Annotated in this window: 26 protein-coding genes; 12 read left to right on the top strand and 14 right to left on the bottom strand. The window is 66.2% G+C overall.

Translation table 11 applies throughout. From position 1 onward, the window contains the following. Positions 1 to 12: 12 nt before the first annotated feature. Positions 13 to 666 (top strand): DedA family protein, encoded by a 654-nt coding sequence (locus JTE92_RS26875; protein WP_063240212.1) that lies wholly within the window; start codon positions 13 to 15, stop codon positions 664 to 666. A gap of 28 nt (positions 667 to 694) precedes the next feature. Here the strand turns inward: JTE92_RS26875 and JTE92_RS26870 are convergent, their stop codons facing one another. Together JTE92_RS26870 and murJ are read right to left on the bottom strand one after the other, a co-directional pair. Continuing rightward, a complete protein-coding gene (locus JTE92_RS26870; RefSeq protein WP_063240211.1) occupies positions 695 to 1,543 on the bottom strand; it encodes a SirB1 family protein in 849 nt (282 codons plus the stop codon). Between the two features lie 52 nt (positions 1,544 to 1,595). Then, positions 1,596 to 3,146, bottom strand: coding sequence for a murein biosynthesis integral membrane protein MurJ (murJ, locus tag JTE92_RS26865; RefSeq protein WP_063240210.1), 1,551 nt, complete (start codon positions 3,144 to 3,146; stop codon positions 1,596 to 1,598). Between the two features lie 363 nt (positions 3,147 to 3,509). On the opposite strand from murJ, the gene rpsT reads away from it, so the two are divergent. Further along, a complete protein-coding gene (gene rpsT / locus JTE92_RS26860; protein ID WP_063240209.1) occupies positions 3,510 to 3,779 on the top strand; it encodes a 30S ribosomal protein S20 in 270 nt (89 codons plus the stop codon). 125 nt (positions 3,780 to 3,904) lie between these two features. On the opposite strand, the gene JTE92_RS26855 is transcribed toward rpsT, so the two are convergent. After that, the gene (locus JTE92_RS26855) at positions 3,905 to 4,204 is read right to left on the bottom strand and encodes a DUF3579 domain-containing protein (RefSeq protein ID WP_063240208.1); all 300 of its coding nucleotides are present in this window, start codon (positions 4,202 to 4,204) and stop codon (positions 3,905 to 3,907) included. A gap of 427 nt (positions 4,205 to 4,631) precedes the next feature. Here JTE92_RS26855 and argF point away from each other — a divergent pair, with 427 nt between their 5' ends. Further along, positions 4,632 to 5,555 carry an ornithine carbamoyltransferase gene (gene argF, locus JTE92_RS26850; protein ID WP_063240207.1) on the top strand — a complete coding sequence of 308 codons (924 nt, stop codon included), beginning with the start codon at positions 4,632 to 4,634 and terminating at the stop codon, positions 5,553 to 5,555. Positions 5,556 to 5,634: 79 nt separating this feature from the next. Continuing rightward, positions 5,635 to 5,946: a pyrimidine/purine nucleoside phosphorylase gene (gene ppnP / locus JTE92_RS26845; protein WP_029045971.1), complete on the top strand. Its 312-nt coding sequence runs from the start codon at positions 5,635 to 5,637 to the stop codon at positions 5,944 to 5,946. 25 nt (positions 5,947 to 5,971) lie between these two features. Here ppnP and murB read toward each other — a convergent pair whose 3' ends face one another. Continuing rightward, the gene (gene murB, locus JTE92_RS26840) at positions 5,972 to 6,982 is read right to left on the bottom strand and encodes a UDP-N-acetylmuramate dehydrogenase (protein ID WP_063240206.1); all 1,011 of its coding nucleotides are present in this window, start codon (positions 6,980 to 6,982) and stop codon (positions 5,972 to 5,974) included. Between the two features lie 131 nt (positions 6,983 to 7,113). Between murB and JTE92_RS26835 the strand changes: the two genes are divergently transcribed. After that, positions 7,114 to 7,599: a YajQ family cyclic di-GMP-binding protein gene (locus JTE92_RS26835; protein ID WP_063240205.1), complete on the top strand. Its 486-nt coding sequence runs from the start codon at positions 7,114 to 7,116 to the stop codon at positions 7,597 to 7,599. 54 nt (positions 7,600 to 7,653) lie between these two features. Here JTE92_RS26835 and JTE92_RS26830 read toward each other — a convergent pair whose 3' ends face one another. The 3 genes from JTE92_RS26830 to JTE92_RS26820 all read right to left on the bottom strand — a co-directional run bounded on the left by JTE92_RS26830 (position 7,654) and on the right by JTE92_RS26820 (position 9,207). After that, a complete protein-coding gene (locus tag JTE92_RS26830; protein WP_063240204.1) occupies positions 7,654 to 8,115 on the bottom strand; it encodes a DUF192 domain-containing protein in 462 nt (153 codons plus the stop codon). A 154-nt stretch (positions 8,116 to 8,269) separates the two neighbouring features. Further along, positions 8,270 to 8,461: a hypothetical protein gene (locus JTE92_RS26825; protein ID WP_063240203.1), complete on the bottom strand. Its 192-nt coding sequence runs from the start codon at positions 8,459 to 8,461 to the stop codon at positions 8,270 to 8,272. A gap of 104 nt (positions 8,462 to 8,565) precedes the next feature. After that, positions 8,566 to 9,207: a pseudouridine synthase gene (locus JTE92_RS26820; RefSeq protein ID WP_063240202.1), complete on the bottom strand. Its 642-nt coding sequence runs from the start codon at positions 9,205 to 9,207 to the stop codon at positions 8,566 to 8,568. A gap of 238 nt (positions 9,208 to 9,445) precedes the next feature. Here JTE92_RS26820 and icd point away from each other — a divergent pair, with 238 nt between their 5' ends. Together icd and JTE92_RS26810 are read left to right on the top strand one after the other, a co-directional pair. After that, positions 9,446 to 10,696, top strand: a complete 1,251-nt coding sequence (gene icd, locus JTE92_RS26815; protein WP_063240201.1) for an NADP-dependent isocitrate dehydrogenase — start codon at positions 9,446 to 9,448, stop codon at positions 10,694 to 10,696. A 147-nt stretch (positions 10,697 to 10,843) separates the two neighbouring features. Continuing rightward, on the top strand, positions 10,844 to 11,305 hold the full coding sequence (locus JTE92_RS26810; protein ID WP_063240200.1) for a VOC family protein: 462 nt from the start codon (positions 10,844 to 10,846) through the stop codon (positions 11,303 to 11,305). Positions 11,306 to 11,526: 221 nt separating this feature from the next. On the opposite strand, the gene JTE92_RS26805 is transcribed toward JTE92_RS26810, so the two are convergent. Then, positions 11,527 to 11,733 carry a cold-shock protein gene (locus JTE92_RS26805; protein ID WP_063240199.1) on the bottom strand — a complete coding sequence of 69 codons (207 nt, stop codon included), beginning with the start codon at positions 11,731 to 11,733 and terminating at the stop codon, positions 11,527 to 11,529. 531 nt (positions 11,734 to 12,264) lie between these two features. On the opposite strand from JTE92_RS26805, the gene clpS reads away from it, so the two are divergent. The 4 genes from clpS to JTE92_RS26785 all read left to right on the top strand — a co-directional run bounded on the left by clpS (position 12,265) and on the right by JTE92_RS26785 (position 16,937). Further along, on the top strand, positions 12,265 to 12,591 hold the full coding sequence (gene clpS, locus JTE92_RS26800; protein WP_010814998.1) for an ATP-dependent Clp protease adapter ClpS: 327 nt from the start codon (positions 12,265 to 12,267) through the stop codon (positions 12,589 to 12,591). Further along, positions 12,588 to 14,882: an ATP-dependent Clp protease ATP-binding subunit ClpA gene (clpA, locus tag JTE92_RS26795; protein WP_029045978.1), complete on the top strand. Its 2,295-nt coding sequence runs from the start codon at positions 12,588 to 12,590 to the stop codon at positions 14,880 to 14,882. The genes clpS and clpA overlap by 4 nt, the downstream gene beginning before the upstream one ends. Positions 14,883 to 15,042: 160 nt before the next feature. Next, positions 15,043 to 16,041 carry a tripartite tricarboxylate transporter substrate binding protein gene (locus tag JTE92_RS26790; protein WP_063240198.1) on the top strand — a complete coding sequence of 333 codons (999 nt, stop codon included), beginning with the start codon at positions 15,043 to 15,045 and terminating at the stop codon, positions 16,039 to 16,041. Positions 16,042 to 16,088: 47 nt separating this feature from the next. Continuing rightward, positions 16,089 to 16,937: a VOC family protein gene (locus JTE92_RS26785; protein WP_063240256.1), complete on the top strand. Its 849-nt coding sequence runs from the start codon at positions 16,089 to 16,091 to the stop codon at positions 16,935 to 16,937. Positions 16,938 to 16,993: 56 nt separating this feature from the next. On the opposite strand, the gene dut is transcribed toward JTE92_RS26785, so the two are convergent. The 5 genes from dut to JTE92_RS26760 all read right to left on the bottom strand — a co-directional run bounded on the left by dut (position 16,994) and on the right by JTE92_RS26760 (position 23,478). Next, on the bottom strand, positions 16,994 to 17,494 hold the full coding sequence (gene dut / locus JTE92_RS26780; RefSeq protein WP_063240197.1) for a dUTP diphosphatase: 501 nt from the start codon (positions 17,492 to 17,494) through the stop codon (positions 16,994 to 16,996). A gap of 30 nt (positions 17,495 to 17,524) precedes the next feature. Next, positions 17,525 to 18,727, bottom strand: a complete 1,203-nt coding sequence (gene coaBC / locus JTE92_RS26775) for a bifunctional phosphopantothenoylcysteine decarboxylase/phosphopantothenate--cysteine ligase CoaBC (protein ID WP_063240196.1) — start codon at positions 18,725 to 18,727, stop codon at positions 17,525 to 17,527. A 201-nt stretch (positions 18,728 to 18,928) separates the two neighbouring features. Further along, positions 18,929 to 19,459, bottom strand: a complete 531-nt coding sequence (gene lspA / locus JTE92_RS26770; RefSeq protein ID WP_063240195.1) for a signal peptidase II — start codon at positions 19,457 to 19,459, stop codon at positions 18,929 to 18,931. Next, positions 19,459 to 22,359, bottom strand: a complete 2,901-nt coding sequence (gene ileS / locus JTE92_RS26765) for an isoleucine--tRNA ligase (protein ID WP_063240194.1) — start codon at positions 22,357 to 22,359, stop codon at positions 19,459 to 19,461. The genes lspA and ileS overlap by 1 nt, the downstream gene beginning before the upstream one ends. Before the next feature lie 114 nt (positions 22,360 to 22,473). Continuing rightward, positions 22,474 to 23,478, bottom strand: coding sequence for a bifunctional riboflavin kinase/FAD synthetase (locus JTE92_RS26760; protein ID WP_063240193.1), 1,005 nt, complete (start codon positions 23,476 to 23,478; stop codon positions 22,474 to 22,476). 288 nt (positions 23,479 to 23,766) lie between these two features. Between JTE92_RS26760 and JTE92_RS26755 the strand changes: the two genes are divergently transcribed. Further along, positions 23,767 to 25,569: an ATP-binding response regulator gene (locus JTE92_RS26755; protein ID WP_063240255.1), complete on the top strand. Its 1,803-nt coding sequence runs from the start codon at positions 23,767 to 23,769 to the stop codon at positions 25,567 to 25,569. A 33-nt stretch (positions 25,570 to 25,602) separates the two neighbouring features. On the opposite strand, the gene JTE92_RS26750 is transcribed toward JTE92_RS26755, so the two are convergent. Further along, positions 25,603 to 26,262 (bottom strand): response regulator, encoded by a 660-nt coding sequence (locus JTE92_RS26750; RefSeq protein ID WP_063240192.1) that lies wholly within the window; start codon positions 26,260 to 26,262, stop codon positions 25,603 to 25,605. Between the last annotated feature and the right edge of the window lie 196 nt (positions 26,263 to 26,458).

Raw genomic sequence — 26,458 nt, 5'->3', positions numbered from 1 at the left:
TTGGAATTCGCTTTGCAGCTCATCGACATGCTGGTCCATGTCGACAAATACCTCGGCACCGTCATCGACCAGTATGGTCACTGGGTCTATGCCATCCTGTTCCTGATCGTGTTCGCCGAAACCGGGCTGGTGGTCCTGCCGTTCCTGCCGGGCGACTCGCTGCTGTTTATCGCCGGCGCCTTCTGCGCTACCGGCGCCATGAATGAATGGGCGCTGGTGGGCCTGCTGCTGGTGGCGGCCATCACCGGCAATACCGTCAACTACTGGGTGGGCAGCTGGATCGGGCCCAAGGTGTTCGACCACAAGTGGCGCTTCCTGGACCAGGATGCGCTGCGCCGCACGCATGATTTCTATGAGCGGCATGGCGGCAAGACCCTGGTGATGGCGCGCTTCGTGCCGATCGTGCGCACCTTCGCGCCGTTCGTCGCCGGCGTGTCGCAGATGACCTTCGCGCGCTTCCAGATGTTCAACGTGATCGGCGCGCTGGCCTGGGTGGTCGGGCTGGTGTTTGCCGGCTACTTCTTCGGCAACCTGCCGTTCATCAAGCAGTACCTGAACCTGATCGTGCTGGCAGGGATCGGCGCGGCGGTAGTGCCGCTGGTGCTGGGCGGACTGTGGAAGCTGGTGCGCGGCAATCGCCGCCGGCCCTCGCGCGTGGAGCGCTGAAGCCCCGGTAGTGTCTGGCGCAGCCTTGTCAGTTGAGGCTGCGGCTCATCATGCGCAGTGCCGGCATGCGTTCGCGGATCTGGCCGATATCGGCAGCATCGGGGCGCGCCTGCACATAGGCTTCCAGGTCGGCCAGCGCCGGCCGGAAGCACTCCAGGTTGGCATACGCCAGCCCGCGGTCGCGCACTTCCTCGATCGAACCCGGCAGCAGGATCACCAGGCGGTTCTGCACCGCCAGCAGCCGCTGCCAGCGTGACTCCTGCAGGTAGATCGCCTTCAGGTTGCGCAGCATGCGCGCGATGATCTCGCGATGGCTGGCGGCGCGCAGGAACAGTCCCAGCGGCACCTGGCCGGAATCGGTGATGCCCTCGCGCTCCAGGTACGGGTCCAGCATTTCCTGCAACTGCTCCTTCGACAGCGTTTCGCCGCTGAGCGGGTCCAGGATCACCTCGCCCGCCGGGATGGTCATGCGCAGCAGGAAATGATTGGGGAACGACACGCCCTTGAGCGGCAGGCCGATCTGCTGCCCCAGCTCCATGAACAGCACCGCCAGCGAGATCGGGATGCCGCGCCGCTGCCGTACCACCACGTTCAGGTACGAGTTGTCCGGATCGTAGTAGTCGTTGGCGTTCGGGCCAAAGCCGAGGTCGCGATAGAAGAAATGATTCAGCAGCCGCAGTCGCTGGATTGCCGGCGTGCCTTCGGCGATCCGCCGCTTCAGGCGCAGCGCCAGCACGTCGAGGGCGGCCAGTTCTGCCTGCAGGTCCAGGTCCGGATAGGCATCCTGCGCGATGGACAGTGCGGTCTCGGTGAGCGGGATGCCGTTTTCGTCGGCCACGAGGCTGGCGAAGTAATCCAGGACTTTGGTGGATGTCATATCGGATTCCCGGTGCGGCCAGGGGCGCCGCGCGCAGCGTGGGTCACCACGCCTAAGCGGCGCGCCGCTTGAAGGCGGAATAGCGCAGTCCCATGAGCCACAGTGTACCGAAGTAGACCACCGCTGCAAGTACCAGGCACGACGCGAGCAGCGCGATGCGCAGCAGCGGCGTGGCGCCCAGGCCGATCCAGTCGAAATTGCGCGCGAGCCAGAGCAGCATGCCCGACAGCAGCAGCAGCGAGGTGCCCAGTTGCGCCAGGAACAGCCACCAGCCCGGCGCCGGCTTGTACAGGCCGCGCCGGCGCAGGCCGAAGCACAGCAGCAGCGCATTGATGGTGGCGCCGGCACTGATCGACAGCGCCAGGCCAGCATGGCCGAGCCAGGGCACGAACACGACATTGCATGCCTGCGTGATCACCAGCACCAGCAGCGCGATCTTGACCGGGGTGCGGATATCCTGGCGCGCATAGAAGCCCGGCGCCAGGATCTTGATGGCGATCAGCCCGAGCAGGCCGGTTCCGTACGACACCAGGGCCTGGCGCGTCATCTCGACGGCGTGCGCATCGAACTTGCCGTAGTTGAACAGCACCGCGGTCAGCGGCGCGCCGAACACGAACAGCCCCACCGCGCAGGGTACCGCCAGCAGGAAGGTCAGCCGCAGGCCCCAGTCGAGCAGGCCGGAGTACTCGGCGTGGTCTTCCCTGGCGTTCGCCTTCGACAGGCTCGGCAGCAGGATCGTGCCCAGCGCCACGCCCAGCAGCGCGGTCGGGAATTCCATCAGCCGGTCGGCATAGGTCAGGTACGAGACGCTGCCCGCGGCCAGGTGCGAGGCGATGTTGGTATTGATGATCTGGCTGATCTGCGCCACCGACACCGCCAGCAGCGCCGGCCCCATCTGGCGCAGGATGCGGCGCACGCCGGGATCGGACCAGGCGGCGCGCACATTGAAGCTAAGGCGCGGCATCACGCCCAGGCGGCGCAGCGCCGGCACCTGGATCGCGAGCTGCAGCACGCCGCCGACCAGCACGCCCCACGCCTGCGCGTAGATCGGCTGGTCCATGTGCGGGCCGACGAACAGGGCGGCCACGATCAGGCACAGGTTCAGCAGCACCGGCGTGAACGCCGGCACGGCAAACCTGCGCCAGGTGTTCAGGATGCCCGAGGCCAGCGCCACCAGCGAGATCAGGCCGATGTACGGGAACATCACCCGCGTCATGAAGACCGCGGCGGTATAAGTCTCGCTCTGCCCGCGGAAGCCGGTCGCCACCGCCGTCATCACCAGCGGCGCGCCGATCACGCCCAGCAGCGACACGGCCATCAGCACCCAGGTCATCACCGTGGCGACCGCGTCGACCAGCGCCTTGGTCTGCGCCTCGCCGCGCTTGCTGTGATACTCGCCCAGGATCGGCACGAACGCCTGCGAGAACGCGCCCTCGCCGAAGATGCGGCGCAGCAGGTTGGGGATGCGGAAGGCGACGTTGAACGCATCGGTCATCTCCGACGCGCCGAAGGCGCGGGCGATCAGGATCTCGCGCACGAGGCCGGTGATGCGCGACAGCATCGTCAGGCTGCTGATGGTGGCGAGCGCTTTGAGCAGGTTCAAGGTGTGGACCGGAGCGGGACGGTGGATCGGACGATGGGTCGGTGCGGGCGCGGGCCGCGGGACGGCTGTGCGGGGCGTGGCGCCCGGGACGCCTTTCAGACGTGGGCAACGCGGTAAAGTTGCCGGCTCGCCACGCATGCCGGCGCGATGTGGCGCATATTATACGGATCGCCTGCGGCAGGGCCCTCCACGCGTCGGCAAAGTCCCAGCAGTCTTGCGCCGCGAGTCGGCATCTGTGTATAATTGCCGATTCACAAGGACAGTTGCGTTCCGGATTCGTGTGTCAGTGCATCCCGGGTCGCTCGATATGACTTAATTGTTGTGTCCCCCGCGGCACGCATCTGAATTCAGGATATTTTCGAAATGGCAAATTCCGCACAAGCTCGCAAGCGCGCCCGCCAGGCCGTCGCCCAGAACGCTCACAACTCCAGCCTGCGCTCGCGTCTGCGCACCGCCGTCAAGGCCGTCCGCAAGGCCATCGACGCCGGCGACAAGGCTGCTGCCGCTGAAGTGTTCAAGAACTCGCAGGCTGTGATCGACAGCATCGCCGACAAGAAGATCGTGCACAAGAACAAGGCTGCACGTCACAAGTCGCGCCTGTCGGCCGCCATCAAGGCCATGGCTGCTGCCTGATTGTTGCGTGGGTCGCCCCGGCGGCCCGGCAGCGGCGGAACTTCGGTTCCCGCCAAACAAAAAAGCTCGTCATCCGACGAGCTTTTTTGCATTCCGGCGCCGGCTTTGCCGCGCCTTGTCTGCTGTTACTCAAGCGAGCAGGCCTCGACCAGTTGCAGGTTGTTGTCGCGCGCAAAGTTCAGCACGAAATCCAGCGCCTTGGGTTCGATGTCGCGCAGCCGCACATCCACCACCACGCATTTGACGTTGCCGGCGAAGATGGGGCGCACATAGGGGGAATAGGTCAGGCGGGGGTCGCCGGTGTCGCCTTCGGGGCGGAACTGCGCCATCACGCCGCACAGTCGCTCGGCCCAGTCGCTCGGGCGGAAGGTCTTGCCTTCCTTGGTAATGCCTTGGATAAAGTATTCGCGAACGTTGGGGTTCATGAGGCTGGACACTGCGGGTGAGGCGACGACTCGACGGTAAACCCGCGGAAACGGGCGCCCGTTTGACGCGGCTGGGGCGCGTCTGGTTCGCGCTTTTTCCGGCCGGGATGGCGGGGCGTCGGTGTCTGCGGGGGCACTTTTGATGCCGGCGGCGCGCAGCGGCAAGGGTATGCCGGGGCCCCGCGTGAATCAGCGAGTATTATATCTTATATAAGACTTGCGCATAAGGGCCGAATCCTGTCGGGAACCTGTCAACGCGGTCGGCGCGGCGCCCGTCACGGGTTGTCCCGGGCTGGGCAAAGCAGAAATAATCCCTTATGATTCTTGCAGTTAAATTGCGTATGCGACGCGAAAGGCGGCTCCGCGACGCGCTCAGGTCATGTCAGTTCATGACGGCGCGTCCCCACCGAGCCGCCTTCTTTGTTTTATGAGCCCAACCCCGATCAAGCATTACCTCCAGTTCAGCGACTTCACTCCCGACGAGTACGAGTACCTGCTGGACCGCGCGCGGATCCTGAAGGCCAAGTTCAAGAACTACGAGACCTGGCACCCGCTGCATGACCGCACGCTGGCCATGATCTTCGAGAAGAATTCCACGCGTACGCGCCTGTCGTTCGAAGCGGGCATCCACCAGCTCGGCGGCCATGCGGTGTTCCTGAACACCCGCGACTCGCAGCTGGGCCGCGGCGAGCCGATCGAGGATGCGGCGCAGGTGATCTCGCGCATGGTCGACATCATCATGATCCGCACCTTCGGCCAGGACATCATCGACCGCTTTGCCGCGCACTCGCGCGTGCCGGTGATCAACGGGCTGACCAACGAATACCACCCGTGCCAGGTGCTGGCCGACATCTTCACCTACATCGAGCAGCGCGGCAGCATCCGCGGCAAGACCGTGGCGTGGATCGGCGATGCCAACAACATGGCCTATACCTGGATCCAGGCGGCCGAACGGCTGGGCTTCACCTTCCATTTCTCGGCGCCGCCGGGATACCAGCTCGATCCGGCCATGGTGCCGGCGTCTGCCGCCAGCCTGGTCAAGGTCTTCGAAGATCCCCTCACGGCCTGCCAGGGCGCGAGCCTGGTCACCACCGACGTCTGGACCAGCATGGGCTTCGAGGCCGAGAACGAAGCCCGCAAGCGCGCCTTCAAGGACTGGATGGTCACCACCGGGATGATGGACCGTGCCGAGCCCGATGCGCTGTTCATGCACTGCCTGCCGGCGCACCGCGGCGAAGAAGTCGAGGCCGCCGTGATCGATGGCCCCAAGAGCGTGGTCTGGGACGAGGCGGAAAACCGCCTGCACGTGCAGAAGGCACTGATGGAATACCTGCTCTGCGGCCGCTACTGAGCGCGCGCGGAGTGAACAGGGGAGGGGCCGCGATGGCCCCTCTTTTTACGTCTGATTCAAGACAGTGAAGGAGATGGAAGTGAGCCAGTTCGACAACGTATCGGTCGTCAAGAAAGCCAACCTGTATTTCGACGGCAAGTGCGTGAGCCACACCGTGCTGTTCCCGGATGGCACCCGCAAGACGCTGGGCGTGATTTTCCCGGCTTCGCTGACGTTCAACACCGGCGCGCCGGAAATCATGGAAATCAACGGCGGCAGCTGCCGCGTGCGCCTGGCCGGCGCGGAAGACTGGCAGACCTACGGCGCGGGCCAGCAGTTCAGCGTGCCGGGCAACAGCAGCTTCGATATCGAGGTGCTGGAGACGCTGGACTACGTCTGCCACTTCGGCTGAGCGGCGGACCCCAGACCAGCAGGCGCTACAGCACCACCGGCTCGGGCTCGATCCGCACGCCGAAGCGCGCTTCGACGGTATCCGCGATGCGGTTGGCCAGCGCCAGCAGCATCGCGCCGGTGCCGCCGCCGTGGTGCACCAACACCAGCGCCTGCTTGCCATAGACACCCACCGGGCCGTCGCTGACGCCCTTGAAGCCGCAGCGGTCGATCAGCCAGCCTGCGGCCAGCTTGTAGCTGCCGTCGGGCTGGGGATAGCTGACCAGGTCGGGATTGGCCTGCAGCAGCGTATCGCGCTGCGCGGCGCTGACCAGCGGATTCTTGAAGAAGCTGCCGGCGTTGCCGACCTGCGCGGGGTCGGGCAGCTTGCGCGTGCGGATCGCCACCACCGCGTCGCGGACCGTGGCGGCATCCGGGACTGATTTGCCGGCCAGTTCGCGCGCCAGTTCGCCATAAGACAGGACCGGCTGCCATGCCTTGGGCAAGCGCAGCGTCACCGCGGTAATGATGTAGCGGCCGGCGCCGGCCTGCTTGAACACGCTGTCGCGGTAGCCGAAGCCGCATGCGCGCAGATCGAGCCAGACGAATACGCCGGCGTGGCGGTCATAGGCGCGCACGCCTTCGAAGCGATCCCGCAGTTCCACGCCATAGGCGCCGATATTCTGGATCGGCGCGGCGCCGGCGGTGCCGGGGATCAGCGCCAGGTTCTCCAGCCCCGGCATGTTGTCGGCAATGGTGCGGTTGACCAGCGCATGCCAGTTCTCGCCTGCGCCGGTGGTGACCAGCCAGGCGTCATCGGCATCCTCGACCTGGTAGCCCGGTATCTCCATCAGCAGCACCAGCGCATCGAGGTCGCGCGTCAGCACCACGTTGCTGCCGCCGCCCAGCACCACCAGCGGCAGGCCATCGGCGCGCGGGTCCGCGAGGGCCTCGGTCAGGTCGGCTTCGCTGCGCACATGCACGGCGAAGCGCGCGCGCGCATCGAATCCGAATGTATTGTGGCGGCGCAGGGGATAAAATTCGTGGAAATCTGCCATGCAAGGGGATAGGTGACGCGGCCGCCGCTGGTGGTGAGCGTTGCGGCCCCTGGCTGCTAGGTAGGCCTGGATTATACGGAAGGCATCGCCGATGGCCGCCTTCCTGGCAACTGGATCACAAGGAGAATGCAATGCCGTCGTTTGACGTAGTGTGCGAAGCGAACATGGTCGAGGTGAAGAACGCCGTCGAGCAATCCAACAAGGAAATCTCGACGCGCTTCGATTTCAAGGGGTCGGACGCCCGTGTCGAGCAGAAGGAAAACGAACTGACCGCCTTTGCCGACGACGATTTCAAGCTGGACCAGGTCAAGGACGTGCTGATCAACAAGATGGCCAAGCGCAATGTCGACGTGCGCTTCCTGGACTATGGCAAGACCGACAAGATCAGCGGCGACAAGGTCAAGCAGGTCATCACCATCAAGAAGGGCGTGACCGGCGACCTGGCCAAGAAGATCGTGCGCATGATCAAGGACAGCAAGATCAAGGTGCAGGCCAGCATCCAGGGCGACGCGGTGCGCGTGTCGGGCACCAAGCGCGACGACCTGCAGAACGTGATCGCGATGCTGCGCAAGGACGTCTCCGAAGCGCCGCTGGACTTCAACAACTTCCGCGACTGAGCGGAGTCCACTCCGGGCCAGCGCCCATGCCGGCCCCGCATGCCGCCGCGGCGCTCAGCGCGCCTGCGGCAGCCCGCTGATCTTCGCGCCGGCGCGGATGCCTTTCTGCGCGAACCAGCCCTGGTTCATTTCCAGCGCATAGCGGATCGCCGCCTTCGGGCAGTGGTTGTTCTCGGTGCGCGGCGCCATGTCCTCGATATTGACGATGGTCCCGTCGTCGGCCAGGAAGGCGATCGACAGCGGCAGCTCGGTATTGCGCATCCAGAAGCAGTGCCCGGCCTTCTGCTCGAACACGAACAGCATGCCGCCGTTGGCCGGCATGCTCTTGCGGTACATCAGTCCCTGCTCGCGCGCCGCCGGCGTGGCGGCGACCTCGGCCTGGATCGCGTACATGCCCGCGGTCAGCGGCACGACCGGCAGCGCGGCTTGCGCCTGGGCCTGGCTGGCGGCCAGCATGGCCAGCGCGGCGGCGGTACGGATGCAGCGTGACAACGGCGTCTTGGGCAGTAGGGACATGGTGTTCGGTCTGGAAGGGCGCGGACGGCAGCCGCAAGCATAGCGCACGGGCCGTGTCGATGGATTGGCGACGGCCAAAACAACAAAGGCAGGCGCCTGGCGGCAGCCTGCCTTTTCTTCCGCCGGCGCATGGCCGGCAGGGAACGCCGGCGGCTTACTGCGCGGCCGGGGCCGAAGCCGTGGCGGCCTTCTTGTGGGTGCTCTTCTTGTGGCTGGTCTTCTTCTTGGCGGCCTTCGGGGCTTCCTTGGCGGCCGCGGGCGCTGCAGCGTCGGCAGGTGCCGAAGCCTGGGCGAAGGCGCCGGTGGCGAACAGGCCGACAACCAGGGCAGCGATCAGTTTTTTCATGGCGATTACCTCGAAGGATAAGAACAGTCGGAAGTTGTGACGCGTGATTGGACGTGTCACCGACAAGAACGAGGCGTCTGGATCGCGCGTTGACGCGCGATTTGTTAGCTTTTGTAACGAGAACGCCGCTTGATGTCGTTCGCCTGTCTGGTCTTGGAGACATGAGTCGCCGGCGCGCGCGCCGCCGGCAAGCCCAGTACACCGGGCTCGATCTCGCGCGATTCCCCGGGGGCGAGACCGAGCGTGCGCAGGTCGAGCGGCCCGATGCCCACGCGGACCAGCCGCAGCGTGGGGAAGCCGACAGCCGCGGTCATGCGCCGCACCTGCCGGTTCTTGCCTTCGCGAATCTTCAGTTCGAGCCATGAGGTCGGGATTGCGGCGCGATAGCGCACCGGAGGATCGCGAGGCCAGAGCCACTCGGGCTCGCCGATCGCACGCGCCCGTGCCGGCTGCGTGACGAAGTCGCCAAGGTCGACACCGGCGCGCAGCCGCGCCAGCGCGGCTGCATCGGGAATGCCCTCGACCTGGGCGAGGTAAGTCTTTTCCAGCTTGTGGCGGGGATCGGCAATGCGCGCCTGCAGCGCGCCGTCGTCGGTCAGCAGCAGCAGACCTTCGCTGTCCGCATCGAGCCGGCCGGCAGGGTACACGCCCGGCACGTCCACGCACGCGGCCAGCGTGGGCCGCGTTGGGTGCTCGGAGAACTGGCTCATGGTGCCGAACGGCTTGTTCAGGGCAATCAGGGTCATGGGGCGCAAGTATGCCGCAGCCGCGCGCCGTGGTTGGCGGATGATGAAAGATTGCTGCATAATACGAAATTAGTCTTGTGTCTTATATAAGACTGAGACTTGCCTGAATGCAGGCCAGGGTGGTGCAATGCAGTACTAGGCGGGCGTCGATGCCCGCTACAATGCCAGCGCCATCTCCCGAATTTCGCCGTCGGCCATGCACCGGCGGCCGTCTAAACCGTTCCGTACTGGAGACGTCATGTATCAACACATCAAGGTTCCGGCCGGCGAAAAGATCACGGTCAACCAGGATTTTTCGCTGAATGTCCCGGACAACCCCATCATTCCCTATATCGAAGGCGACGGTACGGGCGTCGATATCACGCCGGTGATGATCAAGGTGGTTGACGCGGCCGTGGCCAAGGCCTACAGCGGCAAGCGCAAGATCGCCTGGATGGAGATCTACGCCGGCGAGAAGTCGACCAAGGTCTATGGCCCGGACGTGTGGCTGCCGGACGAAACCCTGGATGTGCTCAAGGAATACGTGGTCTCGATCAAGGGCCCGCTGACCACGCCGGTGGGCGGCGGCATCCGCTCGCTCAACGTGGCGCTGCGCCAGCAGCTGGACCTGTACGTCTGCCTGCGCCCGGTGCGTTACTTCAAGGGCGTGCCTTCGCCGGTGCGCGAGCCGGAAAAGACCGACATGGTGATCTTCCGCGAGAACTCGGAAGACATCTACGCCGGCATCGAATGGGCGGCGGAAAGCGAGCAGGCGAAAAAACTCATCAAGTTCCTGCAGGACGAGATGGGCGTGAAGAAGATCCGCTTCCCGGCCACCTCGGGCATCGGCATCAAGCCGGTTTCGCGCGAGGGCACCGAGCGCCTGGTGCGCAAGGCGATCCAGTACGCCATCGACAACGACAAGCCGTCGGTGACGCTGGTGCACAAGGGCAACATCATGAAGTTCACCGAGGGTGGCTTCCGTGACTGGGGCTACGAGCTGGCGCAGAAGGAATTCGGCGCCGAGCTGGTCGACGGTGGCCCGTGGTGCAAGTTCAAGAACCCGAAGACCGGCAAGGATATCGTCGTCAAGGACGCCATTGCCGACGCGTTCCTGCAGCAGATCCTGCTGCGTCCGGCCGAATACTCGGTGATCGCCACGCTGAACCTGAACGGTGACTACGTTTCGGACGCGCTGGCGGCGCAGGTCGGCGGCATCGGCATCGCCCCGGGCGCCAACATGTCCGACTCGGTCGCCATGTTCGAGGCCACCCACGGCACCGCACCCAAGTATGCCGGCAAGGACTACGTCAACCCGGGCTCGGAAATCCTGTCGGCGGAAATGATGCTGCGCCACATGGGCTGGACCGAGGCGGCGGACCTGATCATTGCGTCGATGGAGAAGTCGATCCTGTCCAAAAAGGTTACGTACGATTTCGCCCGCCTGCTGGAAGGCGCGACCCAGGTTTCGTGCTCGGGCTTTGGCCAGGTGATGATCGACAATATGTAAGCACGGACTCCCGCTGCTGCGGGCGTCCTGGCTTGAAAAACCCCGCTGCCGTGTCCCGGCTGCGGGGTTTTTTCTTGCGCCCGCGCGCCAGCTTGCCTAGAACGTCAGGGATTGCAATGGACGGGCCGGTGGCCCGGGGAGACTGCCATGGACGATCCTTTCCGTCGCACCGCCTTCGGCGCGGCGATCTTCTACAAGGACCCGCTGGCCGCGCTGGACTGGCTGGAGCGCGCCTTCGGCTTCCAGCGGGTGATGGTGATCCGCGACCAGCAGGACCAGTTGGTGCACTCGGAAATGCGCTTCGGCAATAGTTACCTGATGGTCGGCAGCGAGTGGGCGGACTTTACCGCCAGCCCGGCGTCGATCGGCGGCAAGAATACGCAGACGGTGCATGTGCACCTGCAGGATGGGCTTGACCAGCACTGCGAGCGGGCGCGCGCCGCCGGCGCCGTGATCATGCGCGAGCCGCAGGATGAGTTCTATGGCGACCGCACCTACACGGCGCGGGACCCGGAAGGCCATGTGTGGACCTTCGGCCAGACTGTGCGGCAAGTCACAAAGGAAGAGGCCGAGCAAGCCAGCGGGTTGAAGATCGACGGCTGGGCCTGAGCTGGCCGGCCACCGCGCGGCGGCCCCTGAAAGCCAGAAAGCCCGGCGCTAGGCCGGGCTTTCCGTCGGATGCGGTGCGTGCAGCTGATTTGCGCCAGCACCTGCCGGGCTGCCTGAGGCAACCCGGCGGGCACTGGCGCCGATCCCGTCCCGGGGGCTCCCCCCGCACCCAGGTAGACCGCTCCACGGCTCTGCCGGCCGGGATACGGTGGCGGCGCAGCTTAGCCGGCGTCCTGGATATTGGTGGCTTGCTTGCCCTTGGGGCCCTGGACCACCTCGAACGAGACGCGTTGACCTTCCTTCAGCGTCTTGAAGCCCGACATCTGGATAGCCGAAAAGTGCGCAAACAGTTCTTCTTCGCCCTCGTCCGGCTTGATAAAACCGAAACCCTTGGCGTCATTGAACCATTTGACGATACCGCTTGCCATATACTCCCCCAACGAAATAGCAGATTTCAAAGCGGGGAAGCCGGTGCCGGCCGGATGAGTCGGACTGCGGCGCACGCACGGCGACGCCATGACCGGCCGCGTCCCGAGGTGCGGCCGGCGATGACGCGCGGCGAGGTGCAATCGCGTGGCGGCCAGTCTCGATGCTGACTCGCCGCCGCCGGGCCGTGGGCCTCCCTGCTCACGGATCACCCGCTCATTGGCCTGTTGCTTTGGCTCGCGGCTTCATGGCGGGTGTGCGACCGATTTTTCTGTCAAACAAACATACTGTCAAGCTGGCGGAATCCCCACTGCGGGCAGGGTGTGGCGGGAAACGGACGGCGCGGGATGGTACCTTGGCGGCAAGCATCGGGTATTGTCCGGATCAGTCCAGCCGGCTCCCGTCACGTGCATTGCAATGCCTCTGGCGTGCGGTTCCGCGCTTTTCCATAACCGGAAACAGGTAGCCCGGCCCTTGAATCCGGCGCCTTTTCCCCAAATTGCAGAGTTGCGAGTAAGGGTTAGAATAAAGCCATGGCTACACGGCTTGCGAATGTCCCACAACGCGAAGCGGGCACCATCCTGGAGCGTAAAGAGCAGGCGCTTAAACCGCCTGCGATGTTCAAGGTGGTGCTGCTTAACGACGACTACACTCCGATGGAGTTTGTCGTGATGATCCTGCAGCAGTATTTCAGCAGGGACCGGGAAACGGCGACGCAGATCATGCTGACCGTGCACCGGGAAGGAAAGGGCGTCTGCGGTATCTACACCAGAGATATCGCGGCGACAAAGGTCGAGCTGGTGTCAACGCACGCGCGGCAGGCGGGGCACCCCTTGCAGTGCGTGATGGAGGAAGCATGATTGCGCAAGAATTGGAAGTGAGCCTGCACATGGCTTTTGTCGAAGCCCGGCAGGCACGCCACGAGTTCATTACCGTGGAGCATCTGCTGCTGGCATTGCTCGACAATCCCACGGCAGCTGAAGTCTTGCGCGCCTGCGCGGCCAATATCGAGGACCTGCGCACCAGCCTTAAGAACTTCATCGCGGATAACACGCCGGTGGTGCCGGGGACCGACGAGGTCGATACCCAGCCCACGCTCGGCTTCCAGCGCGTGATCCAGCGCGCGATCATGCACGTCCAGTCCACTTCCAACGGCAAGAAGGAAGTGACCGGTGCCAACGTGCTGGTCGCCATCTTCGGCGAGAAGGATTCGCACGCGGTCTACTACCTGCAGCAGCAGGGCGTGACGCGCCTGGACGTGGTCAATTTCATCAGCCACGGCATCCGCAAGGACCAGTCCGAGCCCGCCAAGCACGGTGACAATGCCGGCGAAGGCGAGGGCGGCGACGGCAAGGAAAGCCCGCTCGAGCAGTACACCCAGAACCTGAACGCGCTGGCCAAGGCCGGCAAGATCGACCCGCTGATCGGCCGCGAAAGCGAAGTCGAGCGCGTGGTGCAGGTGCTGTGCCGCCGGCGCAAGAACAACCCGCTGCTGGTGGGCGAGGCCGGCGTCGGCAAGACCGCCATTGCGGAGGGCCTGGCCTGGCGCATCACCAAGAACGAAGTCCCGGACATCCTGGAAAAGGCCACCGTCTACTCGCTCGACATGGGCGCGCTGCTGGCCGGCACCAAGTACCGCGGTGACTTTGAACAGCGCCTGAAGGGCGTGCTCAAGTCGCTCAAGGACAATCCCAACGCGATCCTGTTCATCGACGAGATCCACACGCTGATCGGCGCGGGCGCCGCATCGGGCGGAACGCTGGACGCCAGCAACCTGCTCAAGCCGGCGCTGTCGTCGGGCCAGCTCAAGTGCATCGGCGCAACTACCTTCACGGAATACCGCGGCATCTTCGAGAAGGATGCGGCGCTGTCGCGGCGCTTCCAGAAGATCGACGTGGTCGAGCCCTCGGTCGACCAGACCGTGCAGATCCTGCGCGGCCTGAAGTCGCGCTTCGAGGAGCACCATGGCGTCAAGTACGCGGCTTCGGCGCTGACCGCCGCGGCCGAGCTGTCGGCCCGCTTCATCACCGACCGCCACCTGCCGGACAAGGCGATCGACGTGATCGACGAGGCCGGCGCGGCGCAGCGCATCCTGCCGAAGTCCAAGCAGAAGAAGACCATCGGCAAGGGCGAGATCGAGGACATCGTCTCGCGCATCGCGCGCATCCCGCCGCAGAGCGTGAACCAGGACGACCGCAGCAAGCTGCAGACGCTGGAGCGCGACCTGAAGTCGGTGGTGTTCGGCCAGGATCCCGCGATCGAGGCGCTGGCCTCGGCGATCAAGATGTCGCGCGCGGGCCTGGGCAAGACCGACAAGCCGATCGGCTCGTTCCTGTTCTCGGGCCCAACGGGCGTGGGCAAGACCGAGGTCGCCAAGCAGCTGGCCTTCATCATGGGCATCGAGCTGCTGCGCTTCGACATGTCCGAATACATGGAACGCCATGCGGTCAGCCGCCTGATCGGCGCGCCGCCGGGCTACGTCGGCTTCGACCAGGGCGGCCTGCTGACCGAGGCCGTCACCAAGAAGCCGCACTGCGTGCTGCTGCTGGATGAAATCGAGAAGGCGCATCCGGATATCTTCAATATCCTGCTGCAGGTGATGGACCATGGTTCGCTGACCGACAACAACGGCCGGCGCGCCGACTTCCGCAACGTGATCATCATCATGACCACCAACGCGGGGGCGGAGACCATGAACCGCGCCACCATCGGCTTCACCAGCTCGCGCGAGCAGGGCGACGAGATGGCCGACATCAAGCGCATGTTCACGCCGGAGTTCCGCAACCGGCTGGATGCCACCATCAGCTTCCGCTCGCTGGATGAGGAAATCATCCTGCGCGTGGTCGACAAGTTCCTGATGCAGCTGGAAGAACAGCTGCACGAGAAGAAGGTGGAAGCCAGCTTCAGCGAGAAGCTGCGCAAGTTCCTGGCGCACAAGGGCTTCGACCCGCTGATGGGCGCGCGGCCGATGCAGCGCCTGATCCAGGACATGATCCGCAAGGCGCTGGCCGACGAGCTGCTGTTCGGCAGGCTGGTGTCCGGCGGCAAGGTGGTGGTCGACCTGGACGAGCAGGACCAGATCAAGCTCGATTTCTCCGAGATCGAGCCGGAACCGCCTGAGGCGCCGGAAGAGCAGCGCGCCGAGGCCTGAGCGGCAACCGATCCGGCCGAAAATCGCACCGGATCGTGACGATCCGGGCGCGGCCTCGCCGGGGTTGCCTGCAACGTGGCCGATCATCGGGCAAAATACGGGCGGCGGCAGTGATGCCGCCCCCTCTTTTTTGTCCCGGCCGCCAACGCCCGAATACCCGATGTCCTCTGCCGAACGCACGCGGCGCCGCCGCCTGCTGCTCAAGATCCTGCCGCTGGGCGCCATGCCCGTCCCGATGATGCACGCCGTTGCCGCCGAGGCGCCGGCGGGCAACCGGCCGCTGGCGCTGGTACTTCCGTTCCCGCCGGGTGGCAGTGTCGATATCGTCGCGCGGCAGCTGCAGCCGGGGCTGAAGGCGGCGCTGGGCCAGACCGTGGTGGTCGACAACAAGCCGGGTGCCGGCGGCCTGATCGCGTCCAGCGCCGTGGCGCGTGCCAGGCCCGATGGCAGCACGCTGCTGATGGCCTTCGATACGCACGCCATCAACCCGTTCGCCTACAGGCAGCTGCCCTACGACACCTTCCACGATTTCACGCCGGTTTCGCAGCTGGTGCGCTTCCCGCTGGTGATCGCCGCCAATCCCTCGTTGCCGGCCGCCAATGTGCGCGAACTGGTGGCGTTGGCCAGGGCCAGGTCCGATAGCGTGCGCTATGCCTCGTCCGGCATCGGCAGCCTGAACCAGCTTGCCGCCGAGGCGCTGGCGACCGAAGCCGGCGTGCACATGCTCCACGTGCCTTACAAGGGCGGCGGCCCGGCGGTGCAGGCGGTGCTGGCCAACGAGGTCGATCTGTTTTTCAGCAGCTATGCCGCGGTACAGGCGCATGTGGCCGCGCGGACCATCAAGGTGCTGGGCGTGACCGGTACCAGCCGCCTGCGTCAGTTGCCGCAGGTGCCGACCGTGGCCGAGCAGGGGCTCAAGGGCTTTGAAGCCTATTCCTGGATCGGCGTGTTCGGGCCCGCCGGCCTGCCTGCGGCAACGGTCACGCGGATCCACCAGGCACTGGTCGAATCGCTGCGCCAGCCGCGCGTGGTCGATGCGCTGGCCGCCCAGGGCTTCGAGATCGTCGGCGGCAGCCCGGCCGACCTCGGCAAGCTGGTGCGCCAGGAGCACGACAAGTGGCAGGCCGTGGCGCGCAAGGCCAATATCCAGTTCGAATGACGGCGGCCGGCGCAGCCGCGCCCGCCGCACAGACTGAGGTGATGTCGATGGCAAGCCAAGCGGAAATGTTCGATCACGCGGTGGTGGTGTGTCCCGACCTCGATGCGGGAGCGCAGGCCTGGCAACGGCTCGGCTTTACGCTGACGCCGCGCGGCTACCACACGCTGGGTTCGCAGAACCATTGCGTCATGCTGCGGCATGACTATGTCGAGCTGCTGCATGTGACCGCGCCCACCCCAAGCCGGCAGTACTACTGGGACGCACAGGCGCGCGGCGGCGGCTGCGCGGCGATGTCATGCAAGAGTGCCGACGCCTTCGGCACGGCCGCGCGGCTGCGTGCGTCGGGTTGGTACACCTCGGATCCGATCGAGTTCTCGCGCCCGGTGCGGCTTGACGACGGCAGCGAACATCCCGCCACGTTCCGCGTGACCGCGCTCGACGATGCGCCGGGCGCACGCTATTTTTTCTGCGAGCATCGCACGCCCGAGTTGCTGTGGCGACCGGAATGGATGTCGCATGCCAACGGCGCCGACAGCATTGCGACCATGTTCCTGGTGGTGGCGCCCGCGCTGGTCGATGCCGCCGCGCGGGCCTACGCGGAACTGACCGGCGGCGAACTGACGCAGCTGAGCGAGCATGTCAGCAGCCTGGCGCTGGATGACGCCACGCTGGTGGTCAGCACGCCGCAGGCGCTGGCCTCGGCCACCGGTACCGCGCACGTGCGCCGGGACGTGCCGGGCTACGCCGCGATGCGCCTGCGCACCGGCGACCTGGCCGCGGCGCGCGCGCTCTGGCGCAACGCCGGCGTGCCGGTCCAGGACCTGGGCCTGCACGAGACACTGGTGCCGGCCGAAGCGGCCGGCGGCGTGGCGCTGCTGTTCGAGCAGCACAGCTGAAATGCAAACTGGCGCCGCAGGGGCGCCAGTCTTGCTTTGCCAGCGTATCTGCGGCCTCAGGCGCCGGCCTTGGCGTGATGCACGCCGGTCGAGCCGAAGCCGCCGGCACCGCGCTCGCTGTCTTCGCTGAACTCGTCCACCGTCGTGAACACCGGCCGCAGCACCGGCACAAACATCATCTGCGCGATGCGCTCGCCCGGCTGGATCATGATCGGCTCGGTGCCCGGCGCGTTGCGGTTCCACACGCTGACCATGATCTGGCCCTGGTAGTCGGCATCGATCACGCCGATCGAGTTGCCCAGCACCAGGCCTTTCTTGTGGCCCAGGCCCGAGCGCGGCACGATGGTCGCGGCCATGTAGGGGTTGCCCATGTGCACGGCGATGCCGGCCGGGACCAGTTGCGCGGGCGTGCCCGGGGCGATCGACACCGGCGTGTCGACGCAGGCATGCAGGTCGATGGCGGCGGCCATTTCGCTCTGGTAGGCAGGCAGGCCCCACTCGTTCAGGCGGGCATCGAGCACCTTGATTTCGACGGTGGGGTTCAGAGGCTGGGTCATAGACAATCTCGGGGAAATTCGTTTCAACAGTCAGGGGCGCGAGCGCCCCGGCAGGCGCTGGCCGATGGCGGCAACCAGCTGGCGCGCCAGCGACAGCTTGTCGGCGCGCGGCAGCCGCGTCATGCCGGCGGCATCGAACAGCACGATCTCGTTGTCGTCCAGGCCAAAGGTGTGGTGGCCGATATTGCCGACCAGCAGCGGCACGCCCTTGCGCTGGCGCTTCTGTTCGCCGTACTGCTCGAGGTTCTCGCTCTCCGCGGCGAAGCCGACGCAGTAGGGCGCATCCGTGCGCGCGGCCACGGTGGCAAGGATGTCGGGGTTCTGCACGAACTGCAGCGTGGGCGTGTCGGTGTCGTTGGCTTTCTTCAGCTTCTGCCGGGCGACCTCGGCGGGGCGCCAGTCGGCTACCGCGGCCACCGCGACGAAGACATCGGCGCCGGGCAGCTGCGCCAGCACCGCGTCGTGCATCTGCTGCGCGCTGCGCACGTCGGTGCGCACCACGCCGCGCGGCGTCTGCAGGCCGGTCGGCCCGGCCACCAGCAGGACTTCGGCGCCGGCCTCGCGCGCCGCGCGCGCGATCGAGAAGCCCATCTTGCCCGACGACAGGTTGGTGATGCCGCGCACGGGATCGATTGCCTCGAAGGTCGGCCCGGCGGTGATCAGCACGCGCTTGCCTTGCAGCGGCTTGGGCTGGAAGAAGGCGATGATGTCGTCGAGCAGTTCTTCCGGCTCGAGCATGCGGCCGTCGCCGACCTCGCCGCAGGCCTGGTCGCCGCTGCCGGGCCCCAGGATGGTCACGCCGTCGGCGCGCAGCTGCGCGGCGTTGCGCTGGGTTGCCGGCGCGGCCCACATCTGGCGGTTCATCGCCGGCGCCACCAGCAGCGGGCAATCGCGCGCGATGCACAGCGTGCTCAGCAGGTCGTCGCACAGGCCGTTGGCCAGGCGCGCCATGAAGTCGGTGGAAGCGGGAGCGATGACGATGGCGTCGGCCTCGCGCGAGAGGTCGATGTGCGCCATGTTGTTGTCGATGCGGGCGTCCCACTGCGACAGGAACACCGGCCGGCCGGACAGCGCCTGCATCGTCACCGGGGTAATGAAGTGCGTCGCCGCCTCGGTCATGGCCACCTGCACGGTGGCGCCGGCCTTGGTCAGCAGGCGGACCAGCTCGGCCGACTTGTAGCAGGCGATGCCGCCGGTCAGGCCGAGAACGATGTGCTTGCCGCGCAAATCCATGGTGGGGAACCTGGCTGAGGAGGAAGAATGATGATACCGGCTAAGCCAGCCGGCGGTTTGCTCCCGGTTTGCTCCCCTCTCCCGCACGGCGGGAGAGGGGCCGGGGGTGAGGGCGGGGGCTTCCATTGGCGTGGTGCCTTGCCAAACCGCCCCTCACCCTGCCCTCTCCCCGTGAGGGGAGAGGGGAACACAGTTGGCAGTTCAGTGCTTCCGTACCCGCCGCAACTCATCCACGATCAGCAGCACCGCGCCGACCGTGATCGCGCAGTCCGCGACATTGAAAGCCGGCCAGTGATACCGGCCCACGTAGAAATCCAGGAAGTCGACCACGTGCCCGTAGACCACGCGGTCGATCACGTTGCCGACCGCGCCGCCCAGGATCAGCGACACCGCGAAGCAGAACAGCCGCTGCCCGGTATGGCGATACAGCAGCCACACGATGAACGCCCCGACCACGATGCCCAGCCCGGTAAAGAACCAGCGCTGCCAGCCGCCGGCATCGGCCAGGAAGCTGAACGCCGCGCCCTTGTTGTAGACCAGCACCAGGTTGAAGAAGCTCGTGACCGGGCGCGACTCACCGTAGGTGAAGCTGCGCACGATGACGATCTTGAAGAACTGGTCAAGCAGCACCACCAGCAGCGCGAACGCCAGCCACAGCAGCGGCGTGGTGTTGCCGGCGGTCTTGCTGCCGCGGCGGGCCGGGCGGGCGGAACGGGACGTGGACGATGCCATCAGGCATGGCTCCTGTGTTCACCGGCGCCGAACAGGTTGCTGTCGCAGCGGCCGCAGAGGGTGGGATGGTCCGGGTTGTGGCCGACATCGGCGCGGTAGTGCCAGCAGCGCTCGCACTTGGCATGCGCGGACGGCGTTACCGTCACCAGCAGGTCGCCGGCCTCGGGCGCGGCGGTGACCTTGGCCGACGAAGTCAGCAGCACGAAGCGCAGGTCGTCGCCCAGGCTCTGCAGTGCCTGCAGCACGGGGCCGCCGGCCTGGATGGTCAGCTCGGCCTGCAGCGACGAACCGATCTCGCCTTCCACGCGCACGGCTTCCAGCTGCTTGGTGACTTCGGCGCGCACTTCGCGCAGCGTGTGCCACTTCTGCAGCAGGTCGTCGGCATCGTCCACTTCCGGCACCGCGTAGTAGGTGCTGGTGAAGATGGTGTCGGTGTGTTCGGTGCCGTGGGCGAAGATCTGCCAGGCTTCTTCCGCGGTGAAGGACAGGAACGGTGCCATCCAGTGCAGCATCGCCTGGGTGATGTGGTACAGCGCGTTCTGCGCCCCCCGGCGGGCCTTGGAGTCGGCCGCGGTGGTGTAGAGGCGGTCCTTCAGCACGTCCAGGTAGAAGCCGCCCAGGTCTTCCGAGCAGAAGGTCTGCAGCTTGGCCACCACCGGGTGGAACTCGTAGGACTCGTAGTGCGACAGCACTTCCTTCTGCAGCCGGTCGGTCAGCGCCACGGCGTAGCGGTCGATCTCCAGCCATTCCGACGGCGGCAGCGCGTGCTTGCCGTGGTCGTAGTCGGACAGGTTCGACAGCAGGAAGCGCAGCGTATTGCGGATGCGGCGGTAGCTTTCCACCACGCGCTTGAGGATCTCGTCCGAGATCGACAGCTCGCCCGAGTAGTCGGTCGAGGCCACCCACAGGCGGATGATCTCGGCGCCCATCTTGTTGGAGATGTCCTGCGGCGACACGGTGTTGCCGACCGACTTGGACATCTTGCGGCCTTCGCCGTCGACGGTGAAGCCGTGCGTCAGCAGCGCCTTGTAGGGCGGCTTGCCGTACAGCATCGACGCGGTCAGCAGCGACGAGTGGAACCAGCCGCGGTGCTGGTCGGAGCCCTCCAGGTACAGGTCGGCCAGGCGGCCTTCGGCCTCATCGGCGGCCGGGTCGTACAGGTCGTCGCGGTGCGAGCCGCGGACCACGGTCCAGTGCGTGGTGCCGGAGTCGAACCAGACGTCGAGCGTGTCGCGGTTCTTCTCGTACTGGCTGGCCTCGTCGCCCAGCAGTTCGGCCGGATCCAGCGCCTGCCAGGCCTCGATGCCTTGCTGCTCGACGCGCCTGGCGATGGCTTCCAGCAGTTCAGGCGTGCGCGGATGCAGCGCGCCGGTTTCCTTGTGCACGAAGAAGGCCATCGGCACGCCCCACTGGCGCTGGCGCGACAGCGTCCAGTCCGGGCGGTGGGCGATCATGTTGTGCAGGCGCTGCTTGCCCCACGACGGGTAGAACTCGGTCGCCTCGATGCCGGCCAGCGCGGTCTCGCGCAGCGTCGGCACGGGCTTGCCGTTTTCCTCGGCGGGGTCCACGTCCATGCCAGCGAACCACTGCGAGGTGGCGCGGTAGATGATCGGCGTCTTGTGACGCCAGCAGTGCATGTAGCTGTGGGTGTACTTGTGCGAGTTGAACAGGTTGCCCGATTCCTGCAGCGCGTCGACGATCTTGGGGTTGGCATCCCAGATCGACAGCCCGCCGAACAGGGGCAGCGTGCCGGCGTAGACGCCGTTGCCCATCACCGGGCTGATGATGTCGCTGTCGGGCATGCCGTGCGCCTTGCACGACTGGAAGTCTTCCACGCCGTAGGCGGGGGCCGAGTGCACGATGCCCGAGCCGGTGTCGGTGGTGACGTAGTCGCCGAGGTAGACCGGCGACAGGCGGTCATAGCCCGCGTCCATCCTGGCCAGCGGGTGGTGGAAGCGGATTTCCGACAGCGCGGCGCCGGTGGCCGTGGCGACGACCTTGCCTTCCAGGGCGTAGACCTTCAGCTGCTCCTCGACGCGCTCGGTGGCCAGGATCAGGTAGCCGCGCGGCGTGTCGACCAGCGCGTATTCCACCTCGGGATGCACGTTCAGCGCCTGGTTGCTCGGGATGGTCCACGGCGTGGTGGTCCAGATCACGATCCAGCCCGGCTTCGCGCTGATCTGCTCGAACGGCACCTTGAAGGCGTGCGCCAGCTTGTCGGCCTCGGCAAACGGGAAGCCCACGTCGATCGACAGGTCGACCTTGTCCTTGTACTCGACTTCGGCCTCGGCCAGCGCCGAGCCGCAGTCGAAGCACCAGTTCACCGGCTTCAGGCCGCGGAACACGTAGCCCTTTTCCATGATCTTGCCGAGCGCGCGCAGTTCGTCCGCCTCGTTGCTGTAGTTCATGGTCAGGTAAGGGTGGTCCCAGTCGCCCAGCACGCCCAGGCGCTCGAAGTCCACCATCTGGCGCTTGATCTGCTCGGTGGCATACGCGCGCGCCTTGGCCTGGACTTCCTGCACCGGCAGGCCCTTGCCGAATTTCTTCTCGATCTGGATCTCGATCGGCATGCCATGGCAGTCCCAGCCCGGCACGTAGACGGCGTCGAGCCCGCTCAGGCCGCGCGCCTTGATGATCATGTCCTTGAGCACCTTGTTGACGGCGTGGCCGATGTGGATATCGCCGTTGGCATACGGCGGGCCGTCATGCAGCACGAACTTCTTCGCGCCCTTGCGCGCCGCCCGGATCTTCTTGTAGAGCTGTTTCTCCTGCCACTGCTTGACCCACTGCGGCTCGCGCCTGGGCAGGTCGCCACGCATGGGGAAGGGCGTGTCGAGCAGGTTGACGGGATACTTGTTTTTCTGGTTCTGATCGGACTTGGCGCGTTTGTCGTCGGACATTTCGATTCTCGGAGCAATTCGTTTGGCGCGCGGCCGGCAGCAGGCCGGGGCGCGCGCGGGAAGACTGGGCGGGGCAGGCGAACCGGGCCCGCGCACACTGGCGGGCGCCGGCCGCTAGCTAATTCGGTCGGTGGCGGAGGTGGCGAAGTCGCGGCCGCCGGCGCCCTCGGCGCCTTCAGCTGCTCCCGGCGCGGTCAGGCCAAAGAAACCACGCGCATCGGCGCTGTCCTTGGCGATCGCGGCGGTCAGGTCTTCCAGGTTGTCGAAGCGCGCTTCGTCGCGCAGCTTCTTCATGAACTCGACCCGTACCAGCTTGCCGTACAGGCTTTCGTTGAAGTCAAAGAGGTGGACTTCCAGCAGCACGCGGCCCGCGTCCTCGATGGTCGGGCGCACGCCGATGCTGGCCACGCCGGGCAGCGGGTGGTCGGCAATGCCGTGCACCTGCACGACAAAGATGCCGTTGACCGCCGGGCGCTTGTGCGAGATGCGCAGGTTCAGCGTCGGGAAGCCCAGGTCGCGGCCCAGCTTGCGGCCGTGGATCACGTGGCCGCTGATGGCGTAGCCGTGGCCCAGCAGGCGCCGCGCGTGCTCGAGGTCGCCATCGGCGAGAGCCTGGCGCACCGCCGAGCTGGAGATGCGGATGCCGCCTTCGGAGACCGAGCCCATCTGCTCGACGTCGAAGCCATAGCGGCGCCCGGCATCCTGCAGGTAGGCAAAGTCGCCCGCGCGCCTGGCGCCGAAACGGAAGTCGTCGCCGACCAGCAGCCAGCGCGTGTGCAGGCCGTGCCACAGCACGTTTTCAACGAACTCCTGCGGCGACTGGCCGGCGAAGTGGGCGTTGAAGTGCTCGACCACGACGCGGTCCACGCCGTTGCGGCGCAGGCTTTCCAGCTTGTCCCGCAGCAGCGCGATGCGGGTGGGCGCCTTGTCCGGGGTGAAGAACTCGCGCGGATGCGGCTCGAAGGTCATCACGCACAGCGGCAGGCCGCGCGCGTCGGCCGCCGCGCGCGCACGCGCGAGCAGCGACTGGTGGCCGCGATGCACACCGTCGAAATTGCCGATGGTGAGCGCGCAGGGCGCCCGGCTCTCGGCGTTGGGCAGGCCGCGGAAGACTTTCACGGGGACGGCGGGAAATGTTTCGGGTAAAGCGAGCATTATAAGGCGAATGGGTCGGCTTGCCGCTGCCGGTGCCGCCATGTGCCCTAAGCTGCCGTTTTTTGTGCCGCGGCCAGCCAGTTCGGCATGGCGCGATGCGGCAAAAGGCGGCATGATATGCATCACTTGGGTGTCGCGTCGGCATCACATGGAGCTGAGACACCCAGGACACCGGCATTTCTTTCCGCTTTTTCTCGCATTGTCCCAGCCATCTCAAGCCAGCCACATTTGAACGCGCTGTCCAACCGGTTCCTGTCCCGGCTCCTGCCCCGGCTTCTGCCTCGTTTCCTGCCGCAATCGAGCGGCGAGCTCGACGTCGAGACCCGCGCCAAGCTGATGGCCATCGTGCACAAGAATGCGCCGAGTGCCATCGTCGCCTCAGTGCTGCTGCCGGCACTGACCACGCTGGGATTCTGGGACGATGTCAGCCACGCGGCGCTGCTGGGCTGGTGCGCGATCATGCTGCTGCTGACCATGGGCGGGCTGTGGTTCCACATCGGCTACCAGCGCGACGGCGCCTCGATGAGCCGTTCCGCGCATACGCGCAAATGGTGGAACAACATGCGCGTGCTGGCGCTGCTGACCGGGGTGACCTGGGGCAGCTCGGCGCTGCTGCACTTGTATACGGATTCAGTGGTCTTCTCCAGCGTGCTGTACCTGCTGACGCTGGGCGTGCTGGCAGGCGGGGCGGTTTCGCAGGCGCCGGTGCCGTCCAACCTGGTGTACGCGGGCGTGCCGATCCTGGTGCCCAGCATCCTGATGGCGGAGTTTGCCTTCCCCGGCCATGGCGCGTATGTGCAGGGCCTGCTGGTGATCTATGCGCTGATGCTGTCGCGCCATGCCTTCAACCTGCAGGGTACGCTGGTCCGCGCGATCCAGCTCGAGGGTGACAGCCGGCGGCTGGCCAAGCAGTTCCAGGAAGAAAAGGAGCGCGCGCTGCATGCCAGCGAAGAGAAATCGCGTTTCCTTGCCGCCGCCAGCCATGACCTGCGCCAGCCGGTGCATGCGCTGGTGATGCTGGTGGAAGCGCTGCGCGCGCGCAACCAGTCGTCGTCGCTGCATCCGCTGGTGGAGCAGGTGGCGGCGGGCACGCAGACCATCGACCTGCTGTTCCGCTCGCTGCTGGACCTGTCCAAGCTCGAGGGACGCAAGGTGCTGCCGACGCTGGAGCCGTGCGAACTCGGCGCGCTGATCCGCGACGTGATGAGCCAGTTTGCCGCAGACGCCCGCGAAAACGGCCTGATGCTGACGCCGCGCGTGCCCGACGAGCTCTACGCGATGGCCGAGCCGGTGCTGCTGCGCCGCGCGCTGTTCAACCTCGTGCAGAACGCGCTGCGCTATACCCAGCGCGGCGGCGTGCTGGTGACCGCGCGCCAGCGCCGCAAGCACGTGCGGCTGGAGGTGTGGGACACCGGCGCCGGCGTCACGCCCGAGCACCTGCCCGAAATCTTCTCGCCGTACTACCAGGTCAACAACCCGCAACGCGACCCCTCGCAAGGCCTCGGCCTTGGCCTGGCGATCTTCAAGGAATGCGTGCGGCTGATGCGCGGCACCTACGGCGTGCGCTCGGTGCCGGGCAAGGGTTCGGTGTTCTGGTTTGCGCTGGCCCCGGTGCCGGCCGAGACCGTCGCCAGCGTGCGCGAGATGCGCGCCATGGCGCAGGCCCAGGAAGCCAAGCCCGACCGGCTGCAGGGCACGGTGCTGGTGGTCGACGACGACAGCCAGATCCGCAAGGCGTGGATCGCGCTGATGGAAGCGTGGGGCATCCGCGTGGCCTGTGCCGCGCACGGCGCCGAGGCCGACGAACTGCTCGCCAAGGGCCTGCGTCCGGACATCATCTTCTGCGACCTGCGGCTGCCGGGCAGCGAGAACGGGCTGGACCTGCTGGAGCGCTGGCAGAACACGCAGCCGCAGGCGCGCAGTGCGCTGCTGACCGGCGATTTGAAATCGGCCGCGCTGGCGGCGGCGGAAGAGGCGGGGTATTTCGTGCTGCCCAAGCCGGTCGATCCGGCGTCGCTGCGGATGCTGCTGCGGCGCTGGCTGCGCGCGGCTTAGATCGGGCTCAGGCCAGGAGCCGCGCGGTGCGCCTTACTGGCGCAGCCGGAACCGTTCCATCCGCGACATCACCTGCATGCGGGTACGCACGACAAGGCGTTGCAGGATCGCCGAGACATGCTCCTTGACCGTGTTCTCGGTCAGCCCGAGCCGGCGCGCGATCACCTTGTTCGGCAGGCCTTCGAGCACCAGGGCCAGCACGGACCCCTGGCGCGGCGTCAGGCCCAGCTCGGCCGGCGTGACCGGGATGCCGTGCGCGGGGCCGAACGACTGGGCCCGCCCGTTCAGGGCTTCATCGGTGGGAAAGGAGGTATCGCCCGCCAGCACCTTGCGCACCGCGGCGGTGAAGGCATTGGCATCGAGATGCTTGCCGACGAAGCCGCATGCCGACAGCGCGCGGGCGCGGCCGACGATTTCGGGCGTGGCTTCCGCCGACATGAAGATAAAGCGTGCCCCCGGGATGACGGTCTTGAACGACTGCATGGCATCGAAGCCGGTGCCGTCGTTCAGCCAGATATCGAGCAGCACGATATCGGGGCGCAGCCCCTGCTGCAGGCTTGTCAGGGCTTCGCGGGCACTGCCGGCGGCATGTACCGCGACATCCGGCATGACTTCGGCAAGGAAAGCGGTGGTGCCTGACAAGGCCATAGGATGATCATCGACCACCAACAACGTCGGTGCAGCGTTCGACATGCGAATTCCCGTCTAATTTCCCGTTTCGTCCTTGTTGTCACCCCGCTCGTTCAGAGCACTGTGTCGTTAAAACCATGCACAGGATTGGCGCGTGGACGTAGCGGCCACTCTAGCAGAGGGGGCGAGGCGTCACAATCCATCAATCGGGGGTATACGGCTCCTCCGTCACATGTTAGCGACATTGCGGCCTGTCCGG

Source organism: Cupriavidus oxalaticus (assembly GCF_016894385.1).
In the GTDB taxonomy this organism is placed as follows: Bacteria; Pseudomonadota; Gammaproteobacteria; order Burkholderiales; family Burkholderiaceae; genus Cupriavidus; species Cupriavidus oxalaticus.
This window is presented reverse-complemented; position numbering and strand designations above follow the sequence as displayed.

Excerpts from the sequence above, each read along its gene's own strand:
- JTE92_RS26870 (WP_063240211.1), bottom strand. The coding sequence starts at position 1,543 with ATGACATCCACCAAAGTCCTGGATTACTTCGCCAGCCTCGTGGCCGAC.
- rpsT (WP_063240209.1), top strand. The coding sequence starts at position 3,510 with ATGGCAAATTCCGCACAAGCTCGCAAGCGCGCCCGCCAGGCCGTCGCC.
- JTE92_RS26855 (WP_063240208.1), bottom strand. The coding sequence starts at position 4,204 with ATGAACCCCAACGTTCGCGAATACTTTATCCAAGGCATTACCAAGGAA.
- argF (WP_063240207.1), top strand. The coding sequence starts at position 4,632 with ATGAGCCCAACCCCGATCAAGCATTACCTCCAGTTCAGCGACTTCACT.
- murB (WP_063240206.1), bottom strand. The coding sequence starts at position 6,982 with ATGGCAGATTTCCACGAATTTTATCCCCTGCGCCGCCACAATACATTC.
- JTE92_RS26835 (WP_063240205.1), top strand. The coding sequence starts at position 7,114 with ATGCCGTCGTTTGACGTAGTGTGCGAAGCGAACATGGTCGAGGTGAAG.
- JTE92_RS26830 (WP_063240204.1), bottom strand. The coding sequence starts at position 8,115 with ATGTCCCTACTGCCCAAGACGCCGTTGTCACGCTGCATCCGTACCGCC.
- JTE92_RS26825 (WP_063240203.1), bottom strand. The coding sequence starts at position 8,461 with ATGAAAAAACTGATCGCTGCCCTGGTTGTCGGCCTGTTCGCCACCGGC.
- JTE92_RS26820 (WP_063240202.1), bottom strand. The coding sequence starts at position 9,207 with ATGACCCTGATTGCCCTGAACAAGCCGTTCGGCACCATGAGCCAGTTC.
- icd (WP_063240201.1), top strand. The coding sequence starts at position 9,446 with ATGTATCAACACATCAAGGTTCCGGCCGGCGAAAAGATCACGGTCAAC.
- JTE92_RS26810 (WP_063240200.1), top strand. The coding sequence starts at position 10,844 with ATGGACGATCCTTTCCGTCGCACCGCCTTCGGCGCGGCGATCTTCTAC.
- JTE92_RS26805 (WP_063240199.1), bottom strand. The coding sequence starts at position 11,733 with ATGGCAAGCGGTATCGTCAAATGGTTCAATGACGCCAAGGGTTTCGGT.
- clpS (WP_010814998.1), top strand. The coding sequence starts at position 12,265 with ATGGCTACACGGCTTGCGAATGTCCCACAACGCGAAGCGGGCACCATC.
- clpA (WP_029045978.1), top strand. The coding sequence starts at position 12,588 with ATGATTGCGCAAGAATTGGAAGTGAGCCTGCACATGGCTTTTGTCGAA.
- JTE92_RS26790 (WP_063240198.1), top strand. The coding sequence starts at position 15,043 with ATGTCCTCTGCCGAACGCACGCGGCGCCGCCGCCTGCTGCTCAAGATC.
- JTE92_RS26785 (WP_063240256.1), top strand. The coding sequence starts at position 16,089 with ATGGCAAGCCAAGCGGAAATGTTCGATCACGCGGTGGTGGTGTGTCCC.
- dut (WP_063240197.1), bottom strand. The coding sequence starts at position 17,494 with ATGACCCAGCCTCTGAACCCCACCGTCGAAATCAAGGTGCTCGATGCC.
- coaBC (WP_063240196.1), bottom strand. The coding sequence starts at position 18,727 with ATGGATTTGCGCGGCAAGCACATCGTTCTCGGCCTGACCGGCGGCATC.
- lspA (WP_063240195.1), bottom strand. The coding sequence starts at position 19,459 with ATGGCATCGTCCACGTCCCGTTCCGCCCGCCCGGCCCGCCGCGGCAGC.
- ileS (WP_063240194.1), bottom strand. The coding sequence starts at position 22,359 with ATGTCCGACGACAAACGCGCCAAGTCCGATCAGAACCAGAAAAACAAG.
- JTE92_RS26750 (WP_063240192.1), bottom strand. The coding sequence starts at position 26,262 with ATGTCGAACGCTGCACCGACGTTGTTGGTGGTCGATGATCATCCTATG.